Annotated in this window: 16 protein-coding genes; 12 read left to right on the top strand and 4 right to left on the bottom strand. The window is 64.8% G+C overall.

Features of this window, described 5'->3' with window-relative positions; translation table 11 throughout:
- Nucleotides 1-75: 75 nt before the first annotated feature.
- The 4 genes from SAB01S_RS14050 (at nt 76) to SAB01S_RS14035 (ending at nt 7,070) form a co-directional block, all read left to right on the top strand.
- On the top strand, nt 76-1,035 hold the full coding sequence (locus tag SAB01S_RS14050; protein WP_062733684.1) for a PQQ-dependent catabolism-associated beta-propeller protein: 960 nt from the start codon (nt 76-78) through the stop codon (nt 1,033-1,035).
- 121 nt (nt 1,036-1,156) lie between these two features.
- Nucleotides 1,157-2,560 carry a porin gene (locus SAB01S_RS14045; protein ID WP_062733683.1) on the top strand — a complete coding sequence of 468 codons (1,404 nt, stop codon included), beginning with the start codon at nt 1,157-1,159 and terminating at the stop codon, nt 2,558-2,560.
- A gap of 111 nt (nt 2,561-2,671) precedes the next feature.
- Nucleotides 2,672-4,678, top strand: a complete 2,007-nt coding sequence (locus SAB01S_RS14040) for a TonB-dependent receptor (protein ID WP_062733681.1) — start codon at nt 2,672-2,674, stop codon at nt 4,676-4,678.
- Between the two features lie 73 nt (nt 4,679-4,751).
- Nucleotides 4,752-7,070: a TonB-dependent receptor gene (locus SAB01S_RS14035; RefSeq protein WP_062733714.1), complete on the top strand. Its 2,319-nt coding sequence runs from the start codon at nt 4,752-4,754 to the stop codon at nt 7,068-7,070.
- A 4-nt stretch (nt 7,071-7,074) separates the two neighbouring features.
- On the opposite strand, the gene SAB01S_RS14030 is transcribed toward SAB01S_RS14035, so the two are convergent.
- Both SAB01S_RS14030 and SAB01S_RS14025 read right to left on the bottom strand, forming a co-directional pair.
- A complete protein-coding gene (locus SAB01S_RS14030; protein ID WP_062733679.1) occupies nt 7,075-8,019 on the bottom strand; it encodes a quinoprotein relay system zinc metallohydrolase 1 in 945 nt (314 codons plus the stop codon).
- Nucleotides 8,016-8,804 carry a quinoprotein dehydrogenase-associated SoxYZ-like carrier gene (locus tag SAB01S_RS14025; protein WP_062733678.1) on the bottom strand — a complete coding sequence of 263 codons (789 nt, stop codon included), beginning with the start codon at nt 8,802-8,804 and terminating at the stop codon, nt 8,016-8,018. Before SAB01S_RS14025 ends, SAB01S_RS14030 begins: the two co-directional genes overlap by 4 nt.
- Before the next feature lie 86 nt (nt 8,805-8,890).
- Here SAB01S_RS14025 and SAB01S_RS14020 point away from each other — a divergent pair, with 86 nt between their 5' ends.
- Together SAB01S_RS14020 and SAB01S_RS14015 are read left to right on the top strand one after the other, a co-directional pair.
- Nucleotides 8,891-9,409 (top strand): rhodanese-like domain-containing protein, encoded by a 519-nt coding sequence (locus SAB01S_RS14020; RefSeq protein ID WP_062733676.1) that lies wholly within the window; start codon nt 8,891-8,893, stop codon nt 9,407-9,409.
- A 111-nt stretch (nt 9,410-9,520) separates the two neighbouring features.
- Complete coding sequence (locus SAB01S_RS14015; RefSeq protein WP_062733674.1) at nt 9,521-9,976, top strand: pseudoazurin; 456 nt, start codon at nt 9,521-9,523, stop codon at nt 9,974-9,976.
- Between the two features lie 84 nt (nt 9,977-10,060).
- Here the strand turns inward: SAB01S_RS14015 and SAB01S_RS14010 are convergent, their stop codons facing one another.
- Nucleotides 10,061-12,583 carry an ABC transporter permease gene (locus tag SAB01S_RS14010; protein WP_062733673.1) on the bottom strand — a complete coding sequence of 841 codons (2,523 nt, stop codon included), beginning with the start codon at nt 12,581-12,583 and terminating at the stop codon, nt 10,061-10,063.
- Entirely contained in the window at nt 12,580-13,281 is a 702-nt protein-coding gene (locus tag SAB01S_RS14005) for an ABC transporter ATP-binding protein (RefSeq protein ID WP_062733671.1), read from the bottom strand. Before SAB01S_RS14005 ends, SAB01S_RS14010 begins: the two co-directional genes overlap by 4 nt.
- Before the next feature lie 14 nt (nt 13,282-13,295).
- On the opposite strand from SAB01S_RS14005, the gene SAB01S_RS14000 reads away from it, so the two are divergent.
- From SAB01S_RS14000 to SAB01S_RS13975, 6 genes are all read left to right on the top strand, one after another.
- Complete coding sequence (locus SAB01S_RS14000; protein ID WP_062733669.1) at nt 13,296-14,012, top strand: arylesterase; 717 nt, start codon at nt 13,296-13,298, stop codon at nt 14,010-14,012.
- A 244-nt stretch (nt 14,013-14,256) separates the two neighbouring features.
- Nucleotides 14,257-15,144, top strand: a complete 888-nt coding sequence (locus tag SAB01S_RS13995) for a helix-turn-helix domain-containing protein (RefSeq protein ID WP_062733668.1) — start codon at nt 14,257-14,259, stop codon at nt 15,142-15,144.
- 526 nt (nt 15,145-15,670) lie between these two features.
- A complete protein-coding gene (locus tag SAB01S_RS13990) occupies nt 15,671-16,816 on the top strand; it encodes a replication initiation protein (RefSeq protein ID WP_062733712.1) in 1,146 nt (381 codons plus the stop codon).
- Nucleotides 16,817-17,445: 629 nt separating this feature from the next.
- Nucleotides 17,446-18,648, top strand: a complete 1,203-nt coding sequence (locus SAB01S_RS13985) for an AAA family ATPase (protein WP_062733666.1) — start codon at nt 17,446-17,448, stop codon at nt 18,646-18,648.
- A 46-nt stretch (nt 18,649-18,694) separates the two neighbouring features.
- Nucleotides 18,695-19,738 carry a ParB/RepB/Spo0J family partition protein gene (locus tag SAB01S_RS13980; protein ID WP_062733664.1) on the top strand — a complete coding sequence of 348 codons (1,044 nt, stop codon included), beginning with the start codon at nt 18,695-18,697 and terminating at the stop codon, nt 19,736-19,738.
- 164 nt (nt 19,739-19,902) lie between these two features.
- On the top strand, nt 19,903-23,007 hold the full coding sequence (locus tag SAB01S_RS13975) for a response regulator (RefSeq protein ID WP_083951355.1): 3,105 nt from the start codon (nt 19,903-19,905) through the stop codon (nt 23,005-23,007).
- The last annotated feature ends 1 nt before the right edge of the window (nt 23,008 follow it).

Here is a 23,008-nt window from a genome sequence, read left to right as displayed (position 1 = left end):
GGTACAATCCCGCCCGCCTGACACTGCGCCTAGACCATAGGGACAACAGCAGGACATGGACGGGAGAGGGCTGGCATGAGGAGACTGCTATGGGCCGCGATGGCGAGCGCAATGCCGGTCCCGGCGATCGCGGACACGCTCTATGTCTCCAATGAGCGGGGCGACAGCGTGAGCGTGATCGACGGCGCGACGCGCACAGTGCTCGCGACATGGGATGTGGGCGGCCGGCCACGCGGCATCACCGTGTCGAAGGACGGGCGATATGTCTATCTGTGCGCCAGCACGGACCATGCGGTGCAGGTGATCGATCGCGCCAGCGGCAAGCTGGTGGCCGAATTGCCGTCCGGCGAGGACCCCGAGCAATTTTTCCTGTCGCGCGATGGCGGCACCCTGTTCGTCGCCAATGAAAATGACGCCGCGCTGACCGCGATCGATCTTTCGTCGCGCACTGTCGCCTTTCAGGTGGCGGTGGGCGGCGAGCCGGAAGGCGTCGCGCAAAGCCCGGACGAACGATGGGTCGCGGTCACGTCCGAAGAGGATAATGTCGTGACCTGGATTGATCTCACTACCCGGACGGCGGCAGGCGAAACCGCGACCGAGATGCGGCCGCGCCATGTCGAATTCACCGCCGATGGACGCCAACTGTGGATCGCGGCCGAGATTGGCGGCGTCGTCCAGATCGCGGACGTTGCCAGTAGGACGATCACCGACACGCTGCGGTTCGAGATAGAGGGCGTCGCGGCGCACCGTATCCTGCCCTGCGGCATCCGCTTCACGCCCGACGGCAGGACCGCGATCGTGGCGCTGGGCCGTGCCGATCATGTCGCGCTGGTCGATGTGGCGACCCGCAAGATACGCGCTTATGTCCCGGTCGGCCGCCGCGTCTGGCATGTCGCGGTCAGCGCCGATGGCCGCCATGCCTATAGCGCCAATGGCCTTTCGGACACGGTATCGGTGATCGACCTGGACACAGCCAAAGTGGTGGGCACCGTGCCGGTCGGCTCTGCCCCGTGGGGAATCGCCATCGCACCCTGACCCGACCCATGCCAAAGCCCCCGGCCGAAAGTCGCAGAACCTAAGTTCAATTTTCCCTTTGCCTGCCGCGGCCCACTGTCGGGGCCAGCCGGAACCACCGGCGGCTCAACGGGAGGATGAGATGAAGGGGACACTGCGCCTGATGTGCGCCGCGGGCGTATTCGCGCTTGGCGTCACGGCCGCGCCGGCGATGGCCGGCACCACCGCCGATCTGCTGAAACGACTGCATGAAAAGGGCATCCTGACCGACGAGGAATATCAGGAGCTGCTGAATGGCCAGGCGAGCGAAACGGCGCAGACGGCTGCCGCGCCCAGCGCACCGCCCGTGACGCCCGACGCATCGGGCGGCGCGGGCTTCGTGCGGATGACCGACAGCGGCATCGGCTTGCAGATGGGGGACGTGACGCTGAAATTTTCAGGGTCGGTCAACGGATTTTACGTGCATGACAATGGCGAAGCGCCCAGCGCGACCAACACGGTCGTGGGCGGCGTCGCGACGGTGGGCGGGGATACGTCCGCGATTCGCAACGGCCTGCTGCCCGGTTTCCTGAAGGTCGAGGCGATGACCACCCAGGGCGGCTGGGACGTGGGCGCGCATTTCGGCATGTATCCGGGCATCAATTCGGTCAATTACGCGGCGGGCGGCGGCGCCAACAGCCCCGGCAATCCGCGCGCGTTGCAGACCAGCGGCATCGATTTCCGCCAGACCTACCTGACGTTCGGGCGCAAGGGCTTTGGCGAGGTAAAGATTGGGCGCGATATCGGCCTGTTTGCGTCCGAAGCAATATTGAACGACATCACCTTGCTGTCGTCGGGCACGCCGGCGGGCAATGTCGCGCCGTCCAACACGACGCTGGGCCGGATCGGCACCGGCTATATCTACACCGATTTCCAGCCGCAGATCACCTATACCACGCCCAGCTTTGGCGGGATCACCGCCAGCATCGGCATTTTCGAGCCGCTATCGTCGCTGACCGGCCCGGCTGAAACCAACAAGCAGCCCGGTTTCCAAGGCAAGCTGGTCTATGACGGCAAGATGGGCGCGGTATCGACGCGGCTATGGGCGTCGGGCATCACCCAGAAGCATAATGTGGATGCCGGCCCCGACTATACCGGCTGGGGATGGGATGTGGGGGCCAAGGTCGGCTTTGGCCCGGTCACCCTGGTCGGAACCTATTATGACGCATCGGGCCTGGGGACCACCGCGCTCAATTTGTTCGACACCGATGGGCTGGGCAACAAGCGCGACAGCCACGGCTTCTATCTTCAGGGCCTGACGACCTTCGGCAAATTCTCGTTCGGCGGCAGCTATGGCGAAAGCCATCTGGATTACGCCAATGCGGCCGACGCAATCGCCAACCCCGCGCTGGTCGACAAGAATAGCAGCTGGGTCGGGCAGGTCCGCTATGGCCTTAACAGCTGGGTGACGCTGCTCGGCGAATATGTGAGCACCAAGTCGCAGGCGCATAACGGCAATGAGGCGTCGTCGGACGCGATCGCGGCAGGCGCGATCCTGTTTTTCTGACCAAAGGACCAATGTCACGGGGGACGGGCCGCATCCTACAAGGGGTGCGGCCCTTTCCATTTGCAATCGCGACAAAAAACCAGAAGGGAGAGGCCGCCAGAGGGGAATGCCATGAAGACCTGCCTGCTGCCTGCGCTGCTATTGACCGTCCCGACCGCCGCATGGGCGCAGACGACGCCCGGCGATGCGCCAGCGATCATCGTGACGGGGCGCGGCCTGCCCCTGCCGCCGGGAACCCCGGCCTATGGATCGGTGGTGATCGGGCGCGACCGGCTGATGGACAGTGCATCCGGGCGGATCGAAACGGTGCTGGGCGATGTCGCCGGATTCCAGCAGTTTCGCCGGTCGGACAGCCGGTCGGCCAATCCGTCCGCGCAGGGCGTGACGCTGCGCGCGCTCGGCGGCAATGCGTCGAGCCGGACCTTGATGCTGCTGGACGGCGTGCCGCTGGCCGATCCCTTCTTTGGCTATATTCCCTTCGGCGCGCTGGCGCCCGAACGACTGTCGGTCGTGCGCGTGACGCGCGGCGGGGGCAGCGGCGCGTTCGGATCGGGCGCGGTCGCCGGCACCATCGAATTAGCGAGCGCGACCCGTGACGAGTTGCCCGACATGGCGCTGAGCGCTCTGTATGGCAGCCGCGACGCCAGCGAATTATCCGCCACCATCACCCCGGATCTGGGCGGCGGCCATGTCTCCCTGTCCGGGCGATGGGACCGGGGCGACGGATTTTATACCACGCCGCGCGACCAGCGAGTCGCCGCCAACGCGCCCGCCGCCTATGATGGCTGGTCGACCAATATCCGCGCGGTCGCTCCCATTTCCGCGACCTCCGAATTGCAATTTCGCGCGACGCTGTTCGAGGATCATCGCACCCTGCGTTTCCAGGGCGCCGACAGCATGAGCCAAGGCCAGGACGCCAGCATCCGCTATGTCGCGCGCGGCCCGTGGCAGGTCGATGCGCTGGCCTATATCCAGGCGCGCAATTTTTCCAATATCGTCATATCCTCCTCCAGTTTCCGCAAGACGCTGGATCAGCGCAACACGCCATCGACCGGGCTGGGCGGCAAGATCGAGCTGCGCCCGCCGGTCGGCCCCGATCATGTTTTGCGCGTGGGTGCCGACACGCGGCTTGCCACCGGTGACATGTATGAGGACGCCTATAACGCCAATGTCGCGAGCAACCCGCGCACCTTCCTGCGACATGCGGGCGGCGAGCAGTGGACGAGCGGCCTGTTTATCGAGGATGACTGGACGCTGGGCAGACTGGTGCTGACCGGCGGCGCGCGGGTCGACCGGTGGACGATCCGCAACGGCTTCTACCGCCAGGTTAATGCGACGACGGGCGCGGCGAGCGGCGAATCCTATGCCGACCGGTCGGGCTGGGAAACGAGCGGCCGGATCGGCGCGCTGTTCAGGGCGAGCGACGCGGTTGCGCTGCGGGCGGCGGCCTATAGCGGCTTTCGCCTGCCGACGCTGAACGAACTTTATCGGCCCTTCGTGGTCTTCCCTATCACCACGCGGGCCAATGCCGCGCTGAACCCTGAAAAGCTCAAAGGCGTGGAGGCGGGCGTCGACCTTACCCCGATGAAGGGCGTCACCCTGTCGGCCACGGCTTTCTACAACCGGCTCGACGGCGCGATCGCCAATGTCACCATCGCCCCCAACACCCGCGAGCGGCAGAATGTCGATCGGATCGTCGCCAAGGGCGTGGAACTGACAGCGGCGGCGCAGATGGGCGATTTTTCCCTGTCGGCATCCTATGCCTATAGTCACAGCAGCGTCCATGCGCCGGGGCAGGCGTTTGACGGCTTCACCCCCGCGCAAAGTCCGCGCCATGCAGCGAGCGGCACAGTGGCCTGGGCACCGCGCGGCGGGCCATCGCTGTCCACGACGCTGCGCTATGTCGCCAAGCAATATGAGGACGATTTGCAAAGCGATGTGCTGCCCGACGCGCTGACGCTGGACGCGGTTGCGCGCCTGCCGCTGGCGCAGGGCGTGTCACTGGTCGCGCGGGGCGAAAATCTGTTCGACGAACGCGTCGTGACGCGCAACGCAGGCGGGTCCATCGACCTTGGCACGCCGCGCACGCTGTGGATCGGCGTCAGCTGGCGTCATTGACCCAAAGTAGGATGGAGGGCGCCCTGCCCCTCCCCTAACCCTTGTTCCGACAAGGAAAATGGGAGCGGATATGATGCGAGGCTGGGCTGCACTGCTGGCCGGATCGACGGCGGTCTGGACTGCGCCTGGCAGCGCGGCGGAGGGAGAGGCGGACAGCAACGCCGACAGGAGCGCGATCATCGTGACCGCGCCGGGCGGTGCTGTCGACATTGACGATGCGCTGATCCTGACGCGAGACGATATCGGACGCGCCGGCACGCCCGACCTGCTTAGCGCGCTGACCCGGACCATCGCAGGCATCACCTTGCAGGATGCCCAGAATAATCCCTGGCAGCCCAATCTGGTCTATCGCGGCTTTTCCGCGTCGCCCTTGCAGGGCGTGGCGCAGGGGCTGGCGGTCTATCTGGACGGGGCGCGGTTCAACCAGCCCTTTGGCGATACGGTGGCGTTCGACCTGCTGCCCGAAGCGGCGATCCGGAGCGTGAGCCTGCTGGATGCAAGCCCGGTCTATGGCCTCAACGCGCTGGGCGGGGCAATGCTGGTCGAAACCCGCACCGGCCTGTCCGATCCGGGGCTGGAAGCCAGCTATAGCGCAGGACGTTTCGATTATCGCGAGGCGAGCGTTGCAGGCGGCGTCGCACACGGTAACCTGAGCGCCTACGGCGCGTTCCAATATAGCCATGAGGATGGCTGGCGCGATTTTTCGCCCTCAACCCTTTATAATGGCTATCTCGACCTGGGCTTCGACACGGCGTCGGGCGGCCTGCATGTCAAGCTGGTGGGCGCGGATACCGACCTGACCGGCAATGGGGTCGCCCCGGTCGAATTACTGGCGGCGGACCGGCGCGCGGTGTTCACCTGGCCCGATAACAGCCAATCGACCTATGGCCGCATCAGCCTGCATCCTTGGGTCGCCCTGTCCAATACCACGCGGATCGAAGGCACGCTTTATGCCCAGCGGCTGACGCTGCGCACGATCAACGGCGACGCGGCCGATATCGAGGCGTGCGAGGAGGAGGAGCAGGCAGGGCTGCTGTGCCTGGAAAGCGTCGGGGATGATCCCGACGATGAGGAAGAGGCGTTGCTGACCGATGCGGCCGGCGTCCCGATCGCCGACATGCTGGGCGGGGACGGCTATGGCGTGCTCAATCGCGGCCGCACCCGCACCCGGGCCATGGGCGCCCTGTTCCAGATCATCGACGACCGGCCAATGCGGGGCGGCACCAACCATTTCGCGCTGGGCCTGAGTTACGACACCAGCCGGACGCGGTTCGACACGTCGGTCGAACTGGGCGCGTTGACCGACGCGCGCAGCGTCGAGGGGCTGGGCGCGATGATCGTGCAGGCCGATGGCGCCATCGCGCCGGTCAGCCTGGTCACGCACAGCGACTATTGGGGCGTCTTCGTGCAGGACAAGCTGCCGATAACGCCGCGCCTGTCGGCCGAGATCGGGCTGCGATATAATCATGCGCGGATCGTGCTGCAGGACCAGATCGGCACGGCGCTCAACGGCCGGCACCGGTTCCAGCGGGTCAATCCGGGCGTGGAGCTGGATTACAAGGCGAACGACGCGCTGTCGCTGCGGGCGGGCTATGCGGAAACGAACCGGGCACCGACCCCGGCGGAGTTGTCCTGCGCCGACGAAAATGCGCCGTGCAGCCTGACCAACTTCTTCATCGCCGATCCGCCGCTCAAGCAGGTGGTGGCCAAAAGCTGGGAGGCGGGCGCGAGCGGATCGGCGCAGGCCGGCGGCATCAGGATCGACTGGCTGCTGTCGGCCTATCGCACGCGCAACCGCAACGACATCCAATATGTCGCATCGGCCATCAGGGGGCGGGCCTATTTCCAGAATATCGGCGCGACCCGGCGGCAGGGGATCGAGGCCAGCGTCAAGGCAAGCCGGGGTGGCCTGACCGGCGCGATCAGCTACGCCTTCACCGATGCGACCTATCGCGCGCCGCTGACGCTTGCGAGCCCGGCCAACCCGCAAGCGGATGATGACGGAAGAATCGCGGTGGCGCGCGGCGACAGGCTGCCGGGCATTCCCCGCCATAGCGCGACGCTGAGCCTGGATTATGCGACAGCGCGGTGGTCGGTCGGGGGCGATGTGCTGGCGCGGAGCGGCCAATATATGGTCGGCGACGAAGGCAATGATACGCCCCGAGTGCCGGGCTATGCCATCGTCAATCTGCGCGGCAGCGTGACGATTGTGCCGGGCGTCAGCCTGTTCGGCGAAGTGCGCAACGCCTTCAACCGACGCTATGCCACATTCGGGACGTTCAGCGAGGTGGATGAGATCGACCTGGAGGAAGCGCCCGGCGCATCGGACCCGCGCGCTTATGGCCCGGGCGCGCCGCGCCGCTGGTATCTGGGGATGAAAGCGCGTTTCTAAAGGCCTAGTCCGGCCGGTCGACGCGCGGAAGCAGCTGTGCCTCCAGTTCGGGGTAGAAATGCGAGACGCTGCGTTGCAGTTCGTACCGCGCGGCGGCGAGGCCGGCGAAGCGATCTGGGATCGGCAGCATCCCCGCCTCCACCATGTCGAGGCCGGCGGCGATGGCATCGGTCAATGTCGCGTCGAGCCAGGCGAGCCAGTCGCGAGTCTGGGCGATCGCGGCTGTGCCGCCAGGATCCAAAGGCCCGTGGCCCGGCAGCAAGGCGCCATGATCCAGCGCCGCGAGCCGATCAAGGCTGGCGCACCAGGCTAGCAAGTCGGCGGTCGGCGTGCTTGGCGCGCGGTCGTGAAACACCAGATCGCCCGCGATCAGCAGCCCGGTCTGCTCATCGAGCAGCGCCAGGTCGGCGCTACTGTGGCCCGACAACGCCATTAGGCGAAGCGTCCTGCCGCCAAAATCCTCCTGCCCGGCCGTCAGCGCGACGCGCGGCAGCAACAGGTCGGTGCCGCGCATCCAGTCGCCAAGGATACGGTACATGGCGTCGGAAAAGCCCTGCCCCTGCGCCTCTATGGCGGCGATGGTGCCCGGCAATGCGGCGGCACGGGTGGGGTCGAAAGCGCCAAGGCCAAAGCCATGATCGGGATGGAGATGCGTCACATAAACGCGGATCACCGGCTTTCCGGTCAGCCCTTCGGCCACGCGCTTGAGCGCCAGGCCATAGCGCAGCGAGGGGCCGCAATCGATCAATACCGTGCCCGCCGGCGTATCGACAATGGCGATATTGGCGATGGCGCCGCCATTATCCGGCTGAATGGGCGCATCGGCCCCGCGCACCATCCAGATGCCCTCGGCGATCTGTTCGGGTTCGATCGCGTAGCTTTCGGCCGCTCGGGCGACAACGGGCAGGAGGGCAAGGCCGGTCAGAACGCTGCGACGCGAGAGCATCAAGGACGCGCCGGTATCGGTGATTGCCGGGCCACGTCGATGCGTGCGACATAGTCCCGGCCATTGGTATCGCGCGCTTCGACCAGAAGCCGCCCTCCTGCCGGCGCATCGGGCATCAGGGTGAGCGCCGGATCTTCGGCCACGCTGGCCCACATATCCATCTCCGCCAGCAGCCGGCCATCGCTATCCTTCACCGCCAGATGATCGAGATGATAGGTCGCGATATTGGCGACGAGGCCCGTGTCCATGGGGTGGCGGAAGCCAAGCCGCAGCCGCGCGCCATTTTGCTGGGGCCAGGCGCGGCCGCGAATTTCGCCCAGATGATCGGCCCAGTCGCCCTTCACCCGGCTGACCGGCGGCGTGGAACAGCCCCCGCCCGCCGCGTCGATCCAGCCGCCCGACACCAGCCACTGGCCGTCTGTCAACTGAACCGCGCCGCGCACCGGCGTCCGCTGGTCGAGCTTGATGCGGGTGGCGACATAAGGCGCGGCATGGATCGGCCGATAGTCGAGCGCGACCGGAATGGGATTGAGATCGGCAAAGAGCAGCATCCGCCGCACGCCGGGAATTCCGCGCGCATCGATGGCAACGGGAAAGGCGCGCTGATCCTCCGCAATAGCGGGAAATTCGACCTTCACGCGCGCGTCGAAGCGGACGGGATCATCGCCGAACAAGATTTGGGCATGGGCGCGCCACATGGGCGATCCCAGCGGATCGGCGGGATAATCCTGCGCCGCCTGCGCCGGCGCGGCGATCAGCGCCAGCAGCAGCGCCACCATGGCCTTCATGTCCCTTCTCCCTAAGTGCAGGAGGTAAGGCAGGCCGCTTTGCGATACCATTGCACCTTGGGTCGAGGGCGCGGAAGGAGGTGGCGATGGGGGTCGCGTGGATGATGCTGTCGCTCGCAGTGCCAACGGGGGTCGAGGCGTCCGCGTTCGACAGCGCGGGATATCGGATCGCCCATTATCGCGCACCGACGCGGCGTGCGCCCGAAGGCGTTACCCGGATCGCACCCGAAGCCGCAGCGATGTTGCGGCCGGGTGTCGATGCCCTGTTCATCGACGTGACGCCGGTCGATTCCGGTGCGGCGATGAAGCCGGAGCGAATGACGATCCCGGGAGCGCACTGGTTCCCCGAAAGCGGCAGGGGAGGCATTGATCCGGCCGTCGAACGATGGCTGATCGGCGGCGTGACGCGGCTGACCGCAGGGCGCGCCGATATGCCGGTGATCGTCTTTTGCCTCGCCGATTGCTGGATGAGCTGGAATGCGGCGCGACGGCTGCATCGCGCGGGCTATCGGCCTGTCTGGTGGCTGGCGGAAGGGAGCGATGGCTGGCGCGACCTGGGCTTGCGACTGGAGCCGGTCCGTCCGGAACGCAATCGCCCCGAATGACGGCCGATGCATGGAGCCTGAACAGGGGCCTTGGACCAATGGCCCATTGCGCGGGGTCAGGGAAAACCCGCATTTTCATGGGCAATCCGGCGACCTACGCCGAGCCATCCAATGGAGAGAGCCTTGATCCGTCCCGTCATTCTTCGCCTGTCGGTCGCCATGCTGTTGCTGTCGCCCCTGCCCGCAGCCGCCAAGGAGATCATCGTCCACATGAAGAACCAGGGCGCGGAGGGGGCGATGGTTTTCGAACCGTCCTTCGTCAAAGCCGCGCCCGGCGACAAAATCCGATTTATGCCGACCAATCCCAGCCATAACGCCGAGACCATGGCCAATATGTTGCCCGCCGGCGCGACGCCGATGAAGGGGGCCATGAACAAGGAAGTGACGATGACCGTCACCAAGCCCGGCCTTTATGGCATCAAATGCATGCCGCATTATTCGATGGGCATGGTCGCCCTGGTCCAGGTGGGCAAGGTTACGCCAGCCGATATCGCCGCCGCCAAGGCCGTGAAGCTGCCCCCCTTCGCCGCCAAGCGGATGACAGCGGCGCTCGCCAAGGTGAAATAGGCACGCGACGGGCAGCAACCTTTCAGCAGGGCGTTGCAGAAAAGAGCGCAGTTTTGGGAGCGCCGCGGCTTCCCCCTCCCCCGGTCAGACCTGTCGCAGGGCGCGGGCGGGGCGCACCGACAGCAATGGCAGCGCGCCGGCAAGGCCGATGCCCAGCGTCAGCAAGGCTCCGCCCGCCAGCGTGCCGAGCATGACCGCCCAGTCGGGCGACCAGGTAAAGTCGAAGACCTGAACGATCACGAACCAGGCCGCCGCGCTGCCAAGCGCCAATGCAACGATAGCCAGCAGCAGCGAGAGCAGGCCATATTCCAGCGCCTGCCCGCCCAGCAGTTGCAGCCGCGTCGCCCCCAGCGTCTTGAGGATGACGCTGTCATAGCTGCGCGACTGGCGGGCGGCGGCGATGGCGCCCACCAGCACCGCGATTCCCGCCAGTATCGCGACCGAAGCCGCGACCAAGATGGCGCGCGACATTTGCGTCAGGATAGTGCCGACCTGATCAATGACATCGCCCACGGCGATCACCGACACGCCGGGGAAGGCCGCCAGCAGCGCGCGGGTCATGGCGGCATCATGGCGCGGGTCCATGGTGATGGTGGCGGCAACGCTGTGCGGCGCGGACTGCAAGGTGACGGGCGAAAAGACGAGCACATAGTTGAAGCCCATCGTGTCCCAGTTGACCTTGCGCAGCGAAGCGATGCGCGCTGTGATCTCGCGTCCCAGGATCGAGACGGTCAGGCTGTCGCCCACGCCAATGCCGAGCGTCCGGGCGGCTTCCGCATCGAGCGAGACGAGTGGCGGGCCGCGATAATCGGCGGGCCACCATGCGCCGGCGACCAGATCGCTGCCTTCGGGCAGGCGCGCGCTATAGGTGACGCCGCGTTCGCCGCGCAGGAACCATGCGCCCTCGGGCAATTGCACCAGATCGACGACGCGCGTGTCGCCATAGCCGGTAATGGTGCCGCGCAGGACGGGGACGATGTTGAGTTGCGCTTCGGGAGCTTGCGCCAGGGCAATGGCGCGGAAGCGCTGCTGCTGCGGCGCGGGAATGTCGAGTACGATTTGCGCCGGCGCCTTTTTAGGCACAACCTGCCGGATTTCGGCGTTCAGGCTGGTTTCGATCCCGGCAAGCGTCACGAACAGGGTCAGGGCGAGGCCAAGCGCGACGATCAGCGCGGCCGTTTGCGCCCCGGGCCGGTGCAGATTGGCGAGCGCCAGCCGCAGCCAGGGACGGCGCGGCCGGGGCAGTCGCCGGGCGATCCGGCGCACGGCGATGCCGATGCCAAGCAGCAGGAGCAGGACCGCCCCGACCGCGCCGAGAACGGCGGCGGAAAAGAGCGGATCGCCCGCCGTTCCCAGCGCCAACGCCAGGAGCAGAAGGCCAGCGACCGCCATGGCGGCGAGGCTGCGCCGGTCAAGGCCCGACCGGTTTTCGATCACGCCCCGGAACAAGGCCGCCGCAGGTTGGGTCCGCGCGCGCGCCAGCGGCGGAAAGGTGAAGAGAAAAGCGATAAGCAGGCCGTAGAGCGCACTGGTCGCCAGCGGCAGCGGAAACAGGCGAAAGCCGGGGCTGACCGGCAGCACATCGCCTGCAAGCGCCACCACCAGCGGCGGCAGCGCAACGCCCACAAGCAGGCCCGCGGCAATGCCCAGCAGCGCGACGGCCCCCACCTGCAATCGGTAGATGCGCGCAATATCCGCCGCGCTGGCGCCCAGCGCCTTGAGCGTTGCAATGCCGTTGCGCTTTCCCGCCAGATAGGACGCCACGCCATTGCTGACGCCGATGCCAGCGATGACCAGGGCGGCGAGGCCGATCAGCGACAGAAATTGTCCCATCCGGTCGATGAAGCGATTGGCGCCGGGCGCGGCGCGATCGCGATCCTTGAACGTCCAACCTTCGCCCGCGCGCGCCTTTTCCCAGTCCCGGCGCACGGTCGCCGCGTCATAGCGCGGATCGAGCCGAATGCGATATTTGGTGGAATAAAGACTGCCGGGCTGGATCAGCCCGGTGCGGCGAAGCCCGGACAGGGAGGCGATCGCCACCGGCCCCAGGGTGAAGCCCTCCCCCAGCCGGTCGGGTTCGTCCTTGATGATGTCCCGGACAATGAACTGCGCATCTCCATAGCGCAGCTTTGCCCCACGACCGATGCCCAGCCGTTCGGCGAGGGCGTCGCCGATCAGGATATCGCCGGCATCAAGCGGACGACAGGGCCCATGTTCCAGGGTCAGCGCGCCGTAAAGCGGATAGGCGGCATCGACGCCCTTGAGCTCGGTCAGAATGGCGGGCGGCGCATCCCCCCTCCCCTGCCCCACGCGCTGCGCCATGGCGCGCATGCGGATGGTCTGGCTGAGCGTTCCGAGCTGCCGAAAGGCCTCTATGTCGCCCAGGCCGGCTTCGCGCTGGGTCATGCCGATTTCGATATCGCCGCCCAGGATCAGCCGACCCCGGTCGCGCAGTTCCTGCGTGATCGCGCTGGTCAGGCTGCCGATCGCGGCCAGCGTCGCCACGCCCAGGAACAGGCAGAGGAAGAGGAGGCGCAGGCCGCGAAACCGCAGATGCAGGTCGCGACGGGCAATGCGCCATGCTGCGCGCCAGTCGAGCCGGCTCACGCCATCTGATCCGACAGAATATGCCCGTCCCGCATTTCGATGATGCGCTCGCAGCGTTGCGCCAGTGCGGCGTCATGCGTGATGATGAGCAATGTCGCGCCGGCTGCCGCCTGCCGTTCGAACAACAGGTCCATGATCGCCGCCCCGGTCGCGGCATCCAGATTGCCCGTGGGCTCGTCGGCAAAGAGCAAGGTGGGGCGCGGCGCCACCGCGCGCGCGATGGCAACGCGCTGCTGCTCCCCGCCCGACAATTGCGCGGGATAATGATCCAGCCGGTGGCCAAGGCCCACCGCGCGCAATTCGTCCGCCGCGAGGGCAAAGGCGTCCGCCTGCCCCGCCAGTTCGAGAGGGACCGCGACATTTTCCAGCGCGGTCATGGTGGGAAGCAGATGAAAGGATTGGAGGATAATGCCAATCCGCCCGCGCCGCGCGCGCGCCAGTTCATCTTCCCCCAAGGCGCCGAAATCGACGCCACCAATGTTCACCGTGCCGCCGCTCGCGCGTTCCAGCCCCGTCAGCACCGCCATCAGCGAACTTTTCCCAGAGCCGGACGCGCCCAGGATAGCGACGCTTTGCCCGCGCAGCACCTTCAGGTCGATCCCCTTGAGGATCGTAACCGGGGCCTCACGGGTTCCCAGCTGCAGCGTGACATTGCGCGCGCATATGGCGATAGTTGCAGGATCACTTGGCGAATGCATGAAGGGAATGGTCCTTGGCGGGCAGGTTGACGCAATATGGGTCTTTGGCGCTGATTGTCCATCTGACGACGGGCTGTTCGCGCGATGCCCCGCCCCCTCCCCCCGCGACGGAACAGTTGCAAAAGGCGCAGCCGCCAGCGGATGCGACCCCAGCCGCCGACCGCAAGCTGGTCGTCGCATTCGGCGACAGTCTCTATGCGGGCTATAATCTGGACCAGGGCCAGGGCTTGGCGCCTGTGCTGGAACATGCGCTGGCCGAGCGCGGCATCCAGGCGCGGGTGGTGAATGCCGGGGTGTCGGGTGACACCACCGCGGCGGGGCGCGCGCGGCTGGCCTTCACGCTGGACGGATTGCCGCGCACGCCGGACCTGATGCTGGTAGGACTGGGCGGCAACGACATGCTGCGGGGATTGTCGCCGCAGGACACGCGCGACAATCTGGACGCGATATTGCGTGAAGCCAAGGCGCGCGGGATCAAGGTGATGCTTACGGGCATGTTGGCCTCACCCAATATGGGGGCGCAATATGCCGCCGCGTTCAACCCGATCTTTCCCGACCTGGCGCGCAAATATAACGCGGCGCTCTACCCCTTCATGTTGGACGGGATTCTGGGCGACCGGACATTGCTGCTGGCAGACGGCATCCATCCCAATGCCCGTGGCGTGACCGTGATCGCCAGCAGGCTGGCGCCGCTGGTGGCACGCGCGCTGGAGCCTGCTTCGGCCGATTGAAGCTGCTTTTCTCGATCGAAATAACAGAAATGGGAGGAAGCGAGGGCCGAGACTGCCGACAGCCGATGGACTATCAAGCAGACTTTCTATAAAGTGCTTATTGTTAAATTATGTCATCTATCTGTCTAGGAAATGGTGTAATTTTAGGTAGCATTAAAGATATGGTCCGAGGCTGGTTTTGAAGGAAGATCCTGGTCTTACCTACGCTCGTGGACAAGAGGCATTGGGGCGTCTGGAGGAGCGGATGCGGCTTAGCCCGGTGCGCGCGGCCTTTCGCGTCCGCGCACAGATTGCCGAACGGCAGGCATTGGCGGCCATCGATATGGCGCCGTTGAGCGATCACGATATTGAGGTCGACGGCCGACGCGTAGTGAAGACGTCGGTTTTCGATCTCAGCATTGGGCGACGGTTGGTCGGAACAGCGATCAGCCTTGATGCGATGACCGGGGATGCTGCGGCCGTGCTGGACTGGCTTGGCGTCGACGGCGGCGCGGCGGACTTCGGTGACAGAGTCGCCCGTGTGGAATCATGGCAGCGCGCAATAGAGGGCTGGCGAACCTCCCCTCCCCTGACCGGCGGCGCGCATCTGGGGGCATCCTGGCGCCTGCATGCTCCGCTTGGCCAGAGCGACCTGGCCGCCAGCGTGCTGATTGGCGATCGCTGGGGACCGGGGCGCTGGGATGGGTCGCAAGGTGGGCTGGTCGCCATGGGTCTGGACAGGCAGCAGAGTGGATGGCGCGTGGCGCGAGGCGAGGAACTGGAGGCGCTTTGGCTCGACGCCATTCGGAGCGGCGCGGGCATGTTGCTGGATATGGAACAGCGCTTGCGCGGCTTTGCCGGACGCGCGCGGCATTTTTTGGAGTCAAGGCGGCGCCCCGGCCGGTTGGGCGAACTGCTGCACCTCGCGATGGTGCGGCCCTATGTCACGAGCGCGATGGCCGCGAGGCAATTGGGCCTGACCAGCGCCGGCGCGATCAAATTGCTGACCATCGCAAGTGATGCAGGACTGCTGGTCGAACGCACCGGCCAAGCCAGCTATCGTCATTATTCGATCCCGGTAGCGCCGCCTTCGGAGGTCCCGCGCAAAAGCGACAACCCGTTTGAGCTGTCGGAACCCATGGCCTGGGATTGACGTAATACTAGGCGATCCGCTGGAATGGGATGATGAAGACATACTCTGTTGAAGACGCCCGGCGCGGCAGCGGCGGGGGATTCTCCGATTCAAGGGATTCTAAGATTCGGGCGCAGCAAGCTTCTCTTTTTATTGCAGGATTCGAAGTGATCCTGACCCGATGGGGGCGAATCCCTGTCTTGGCGGGGGCTTTAGGCTGACCTTCTGGGGGACGGTTCCTGTCCTGTTGGGGCCTATCCTGACCTGCTGGGGGCCGAAGCGTGATCTTACTTTGCAGCGGTAATCGGGGCGAGATTGTGGTTGGGATTCCCAATCAACGCGACTCGCGGAGCTGCAAGCCTTGTTCGGATGATTCACCGTAATTCCATCCTGACCTCATGGGGGCAGCGGGCGGTAGCCATCCTGTCCTGACTTGACGCGCCACGGCAGGACAGGCATTTTTATCGCCTCACCGGGGTGTGCCATGACCGATTCTGCCAGAGCCGAGCAAGGGGAAGATGACGAACAGGCGGCGACGCCGCGATCCATGCGGGTCGCAACCGCGCTCGCGCGCAAGGGTAGCGATGAGTTCGTCAAACCAGGTCGCCTGGTGGAAGTGCGGTTCGTCAAAGGCCAGTCGCTCAGCCTGACCGCCTCGCGCTTGCTGGCACTAATGATCCTGACCGCGGGAGGCGATGCATGGCGCGACATTCCCCACCGCATGCGCAAGGCCGATATCCGGCGCGGCCATAAAGGCAATGAGCGGATCGTCGATATGCTGGAGGAACTGCATCGCACCTTGTTTGCGGAGGATGACAAGAGCTGGCGGGGCAAGCGCGCAACCAAGCGGTTCAACCTGATCCAGGCATCCTGGGAAGAAGTGGAGGATGGCGACAAGGAGACCGGCTGGATCGAATGGCAGTTCACGCCCGATGCCCGGCGATTGATCCAGGAATCGGAAACCTATGCGGTCATGAACCGGCAGGCAGTGCTGGGGTTCCGCTCTGCCTATGCGCTAAAACTATATGAGGAGGGCGCCCTTCGCCTGCACCGCCGGCAGCCGGTCTGGAAGGTCGATATCGTCGGCTTGCGAGCAGCGTTGGGCATCGATCCCGATAAATATGGCGATTTCGCGCAGTTGCGCCGGAAGGTGTTGAAGATCGCCAAAACGGAGATTGACCAGCTCGCCCATTTTACCGTGGAGTGGGAAGAAGTGCGTCGGGGGCGCGCCGTGGTGGAGATCGAATTTCGTTTCGCGCCAAAGGGCGCGCCATCGCAGATCGCCACTGTTGACGAGCTGGCGCGCCATTCTGCCGGACGCAAGGCGCGGCGGGAGCAGGCGGTAGAAACGGTGGTAGCGATCAGCGACCAGAAAGCTGCCGATCCCGCTGAGGTCACGCACCTGCTGAAGGCTGTGACGACGTCACTGTCGACCAAGAAGGACAGCGAGCCCGACACATCGGCACAGCCATGGGCGCGATTCCCGCGTGGGAAACTGCATTTCGGAGTGACTGAGCAAGCGGCGCGAGCGATCGGCCTGCGGCACGGCGGTGGCTGGGACGTCGACTTGATCGCTGATGCCTATCGCGAGACGATGGGCGATCGGCTGGAGAGCCTGTCCGGTAGCAAACTGGAGAAATCCTGGAAGGGGTTTTGCGAGGCGTTCTTCGCGCGGCGCGGCCGTCCCGGATAGCCAAATTGCAGCCCTGCAATTTCGGCGCTTTTAAAATTTGGCGTAACCGATCGGGATCGGGTCTTACCAAGGAAGTCTGCGCGGTTCTTCGAAACATTCAGTGGTGTGATCGGCACCGACCGTTTCTGGGGATCACATTAGCGCGCCAGCGCCCTTCCCCACTGTCCTAGCAGCCGGCGTCTGCTTCGCTTCATGTTCAGGATCGTTCCATGAAGGCAAACCGATTGGCTTTGCCATCAGGCAAAACCAACATCGAACAATGTGCGACGAACCACCCGGTCGGGGTGGCGAGGCCGCAGTAACGATGGCGAATGCCCTACAAAGCGCGCCGAGCTTTAGATCGCAATTGGCCCCATTGGGGGCTGCGCTCATGCCACCTCTAGTCCAAGACGGAACGCCCCGCAGAGCGACTACAAGAAGCAAATTGCAGCCCTGCAATTTCGTGTTGGCTTCCCCCAATAGGTCAGGTTGCTTCGCCCGCGCTCTGCTATATTGCCCCCAATAGGTCAGGCTACGATCAGTTGCTTGCGTCGCAAATGTCGCGTTATCCTGATTTGCGAAAGAGAGGCCCATATTGACGAGAAAGTGAAAATCGGGGATGTAACACGCTAGTTTCACAAGGAGCAGCTATGGCTTCCGCATTTGAACAAGTGCGGCTGGGGGAAGCACTGGATGTTGCCACTCTAGCCGCGCGATCATCGTCTGTCCTCGAAAAACTGCGCAATTCTGCGCGCAATGCCCGCGCAGACGAACGGCGTGAGCCGACATTTCAGATTGGCAAGGCGGCCGATCTGGTCGGGCGGACGACAGCGGCGATTCGGGAAGCGGAGAGCGATGGTCGGCTCGTCCCCCCTCCCCGCGCCGACAATGGACGACGCATGGGCTATACGCTGGCGCAGCTCAACGACATGCGCGGCACGTTCGGCACGCGGCCCTGGCGCGATCGCGAGGATCCTTGTTCGATCATCGCCGTGCAGAATTTCAAGGGTGGCGTGGGCAAGTCCACGATATCGGTCCATCTCGCTCAATATCTGGCGATCCGCGGCTATCGGGTGCTGCTGATCGATTGCGACAGCCAGGCGTCGGCCACGACCCTGTTCGGCTATGTTCCCGACCTTGATCTGGACGAGAATGAGACGCTCTACCCCTATCTGCGCGAAGGGGAGCGGGCGTCGCTCGACTATGCGATCAAGAAGACGCATTTCGATGGCCTGGACCTGATTCCCGCCAATTTGCGGCTGTTCCAGTCCGAATATGAACTGGCCGCGCGGATGGCGCGGGGGCAGGGGGCGTTGCTCGACCGGATGGCGCATGGCATCGCGTCGGTGCAGGATTTGTACGACGTCATCATCCTGGACCCGCCGCCCGCGCTTGGCGCCATTTCGCTGTCGGTGCTGCGGGCGGCCAATGCGCTGGTCGTGCCGGTGCCCCCGACGGTTATGGACTTTTCCTCAACCGCTGCTTTCCTGGCCATGCTGGACGAGACGATCCAGGAACTGGCGTCCTACGATCTTGCGCCGCAGCTCGCGTTCCTGCGGTTCGTGGCGTCCAAGGTGGATGAAGGCAAGTCGATGCAGAAGGGGCTGCTCGACCTGATGCGGCAGGTCTATGGCAATGCCATGGTGCGTACCCCGCTCAAGGACTCGGCGGAAATCGACAATGCGACTGCGCGGTTGATGACGGTCTATGAACTGGAAGGGCCGATGACCAGCAAGGCGGTGCGCGACCGGTGCCTGACCTATCTGGACGGGGTGAATGCGGAGATAGAGCTGGATATTCGCAAGACTTGGCCCAGCCATCTGGGGCGGCTGCGCAAGGAGGGGCATGCATGAGCGCGCCAAATTGCAGCCCTGCAATTCGGGATGAGGGAGGGGTGGCATGAACTCCAGAAACAAGAGTTTCATGGCTGATCTGGTGTCTGCCGTCGATCCGGGCGCCGAAGGGCAGGGCAGGCCGACGCGGCTGGGCGTCGGCGTGCTGGGCGGTCGCAACAATCGTCTGGCAGAGCTGGCGTCGGGATCGGTTGTGAACAACCCCCAGGAACTGGTCGACCCCGCGCGCTGTCGCATATGGCATCGGCATAATCGCGACTATGCCGCGCTGAACGAGGATCGGTGCAACGATCTCATTGAAAGCATTCTGGCGCAGGGTAAGCAGGAAGTGCCCGCGATCGTTCGGCGGGTTCAGGACCCGGATTATGATTTCGAGGTGATTTGCGGCGCGCGGCGACATTGGGCGGTGTCGTGGCTGCGGCAGCATAATCATCCCGAGATACGCTATCTCGTTGAAATCAGGGACTTAACTGACGAGCAGGCGTTTCGCGTCTCCGATCTGGAGAATCGTGCGCGCGCGGACCTTAGTGATCTGGAGCGCGCGCGCGATTATTTGAAGGCGCTCGACCTCTATTATGGCGGCAGTCAGAAGCAGATGGCCAAACGGCTCAACCAGTCGGAAGCATGGCTAAGCCGCTATCTTGACCTTGCGCGGCTGCCGCAGGATTTGGTGCAGGCGTTCCCCGATCCCTTCGATCTCAAGATTTCGCATATCGGCAGTTTGAAGCCGATCCTGAAAGCCGACGACATGCGCGCGGCGGTGCTGGGCGAGGCAAGGCGGATTTACGAGGCGCGACTGGCAGGGGAGGGGGATGGTCCGGCCAATGCGCCGGAAATGATCCGGGCTCTGGTGGCGGCGGCCGGCATGACCGGCACAATGCGGGACAAGGCGCGCCCGCCCAAGGCCCCCAAGAGGACAGGATCGGATGCGGTCATCATTCATAGCGGCAGTGGTGCGCCGCTGTTGCGCGTCGATGCGAAAGACCGGCGCGGCGTGACCGTGACCTTGTTTCACAAGGGTGGGGGCGAACGGGCTGAGGTTGAGGCGGCATTGCGCGATCTGTTGGACAATCACTGGCCCGCCGGATGAGGCGAATGCCGCCAATGGCAAGAGGTCCTGTTCAAAATTGGCAAGTGCGGACCAACCGCTCCGTTGGTTGGCGCGTATTTGTTTGAATAGCCTTGCGTCGTCGCGACCGGCTTGCAATATGGCGGCGCGGCGTGGGGGCGCTGTGACGAAAGAATGAAGACACGATGCCCTCCCTGTTCGGGATGACCCCGGCGCGATCAGCGACGTTGCTCCCTCTAGCCCTTCTGATCCTGATGATCCCGCCTTTTCTGGCGGATACGGCATTACCGCTCGGCATGTCGGTATGGGTGCTGTACCTGCTCCCCATAACATTGTCCTACATGACGTCACGGGCGATCATTCCGCCGTTGCTGGCGGCAATCGCGACGTTGCTGATGGTGATCGGCTATCAGATTGCGCCGGCGGGCGTCGATCCGGTGGTGGCGCAGGTCAATCGCTCGCTTGGAGGCCTGACGGCCTGGCTTCTGGGTGGCCTTGGCTATCTGTTCATCCGCACCAAGCTCGCGGTGCGGCGCGAGGAGTGGGTGCAGCGGTCGCAGATCGGCATTGGCCGGGCGATGGCGGGCGAACGCAGTCTGGCCACGTTGGGCGAAGACCTGCTCCGTTATCTCACGACCCGGCTGGACGCGCAGGCGGCGTTGCTGTTCGTCGATGATGGCGCGGCTTATCGCCGGATCGCCAGCATCGGGGTGCCGCAGGGCGCTGACATCATTGCGTCGACCGGGCCGGACGATGGCTTGATCGGCGTTGCCATCACGGAACGGCGGACTGTTCGGATTGGCCCGGTGCCATCTTCCTATTTGTCCTATGGCACCGGCATGGGTCAGGCCGCGCCCACAACCATGCTGGTCGCGCCCGCTTGCGCCGACGATGATGTGGTTGCCGTGCTGGAGATCGGCTTTGCGCAGGAGCCTGACGCGCAGGCGTTGGTGCTGTTGGAACGGGCGGGGGAAGCGATCGGCAAGGCGATCCGCGCCGCGCGCTATCGTGAGCGCTTGCAGGAACTGCTGGAGGAAACGCAGCAGCAATCGGAAGAATTGCAGGCGCAAAGCGAGGAATTGCGCAGCGCGAACGAGGAACTGGAGGAGCAGAGCCGGGTGCTGCTTGATTCGCAGGCGCGGCTGGAAACGCAGCAGGCGGAACTGGAACAGACCAATGTTGAGCTGGAGGAGCAGACCCAGCAACTGGTCCAGCAACGCAATGACCTGACGCGCGCGCAGGCGTCGCTGGAGGAACAGGCGCGCGAACTGGAGCAGGCGAGCCGCTACAAATCCGAATTTCTGGCCAATATGAGCCACGAACTGCGCACCCCGCTCAATTCCCTGCTGATCATGGCGCGATTGCTGGCCGATAATCGGGCTGGCAATTTGACTCCGGAGCAGGTGCGCCATGCCGAAACCATCGAGACGTCCGGCAACGACCTGTTGCTGCTGATCAACGACATATTGGATATTTCGAAGATCGAGGCGGGGCATGTAGACCTTCAGACGCGCCCCATGCGCATCGCGCCGATGGTCGAGAAGCTGCATGCTCTGCTGGAGCCGGGCGCCCGCCAGAAAGGGATTGCGTTGCGGATACCCGCGGTCGGGGCGATGCCGGTCGAGATTGAGAGCGACCCTCATCGGGTGGAGCAGATCCTCAAGAATTTCCTGTCGAACGCGATCAAGTTTACTGACAAGGGCGAAGTGACGCTGACGGTGGAAGAGGCGGGCGACGATGCCATCGCCTTTACCGTGCATGATACGGGCATCGGCATCCCAGCCGAGCAACAGCAGACGGTGTTCGAACCCTTCCGACAGGCCGATGGGTCGGTCAGCCGCAAATATGGCGGCACGGGGCTGGGCCTGTCGATCTCACGCGAGCTGGCGAAATTGCTGGGCGGCGAGATCAGTCTGGTGAGCGCACCGGGGGAGGGGAGTAGCTTCACGCTCACCCTGCCGCGCCATTTCGCCGAGACGCCCGTTACCCGTTCGCATTATCGGCCCGCGCCGCGCGAGGCGGCCCCGCTGCTGGCGACCCGCACCGACCTGCCAGCGCCGCTTCCCCGTGCCCGGTCCGTCGAGGATGATCGGGACGCGCTGACCGGCGACAGCCGCGTCATCCTGTTTGTCGAGGACGATCCCGCTTTCGCCCGCATATTGTGCGACTTGGCGCGAGAAATGGATTTTCAGTGCCTGCTGGCCGAAAGCGCGGACGAAGGGGTGACGCTGGCGCGCCAGTTCGTGCCGCAGGCGATCATCCTCGACATGGGGCTGCCCGACCATAGCGGCCTGTCCGTGCTCGACCGGTTGAAGCGCGACGTCAATACCCGGCATATTCCGGTGCATTGCGTGTCCGTGGCCGACCATGCCCATGCGGCGCTGTCCAGTGGCGCGGTGGGCTATATGTTCAAGCCGGTCAAACGGCAGGAGCTGGCCGATGTCCTGGAAGGCTTGCAGCATCATTTTTCCGCCCGCATGCGCCGCGTGCTGCTGGTGGAGGATGACGCGACCCAGCGGGAAAGCCTGCGCCTGCTGCTGGCGACGCGCGACGTGGACACGGTGGAGGCAGCCGACGCAAGCGAATGTCTGGACCGGTTGTCGACCCAGACATTCGATTGCATGGTCATGGACCTCAACCTGCCCGACGCATCGGGCTTTGAACTGCTGGAAAAGCTGAGCCGCGACGACAGCCTCTCCTTCCCGCCGGTCATCGTCTATACCGGCCGCGACCTGTCGGCCGAGGAAGAGCTGCGCCTGCGCCGCTATTCCAAGTCGATCATCATCAAGGGGGCCAAGTCGCCCGAACGGCTGCTCGATGAGGTGACGCTGTTCCTGCATCAGGTGGTCGCCGACCTGCCTGCGCGGCAGCAGGCGATGCTGGCGACCGCGCTCAATCGCGACGCGCTGTTGGAAGGGCGCAACATCCTGGTGGCGGAGGATGATGTGCGCAACATCTATGCGCTCACCAGCCTGTTCGAGCCGCATGGCGCGACCGTCCATATCGCGCGCAACGGCGTGGAGGCGCTTACATTCCTGGAGGGCGAGCGCGGTCGGGAAATCGACCTGGTGCTGATGGACGTGATGATGCCCGAAATGGACGGGCTGACGGCCACGCGCGAGATCAGGGCCAATCCGGACTGGCGCGACCTGCCGATCATCAGCCTGACAGCAAAGGCGACCGCGCAGGATCAGGCGCAGTGCATCGCGGCGGGGGCCAATGACTATCTGGCAAAGCCGCTGGACGTCGACAAGCTGCTGTCTCTGGTCCGCGTCTGGATGCCGCGATGAC

It is taken from the genome of Sphingobium abikonense NBRC 16140 (assembly GCF_001598335.1).
GTDB classification, from domain to species: domain Bacteria; phylum Pseudomonadota; class Alphaproteobacteria; order Sphingomonadales; family Sphingomonadaceae; genus Sphingobium; species Sphingobium abikonense.
This window is presented reverse-complemented; position numbering and strand designations above follow the sequence as displayed.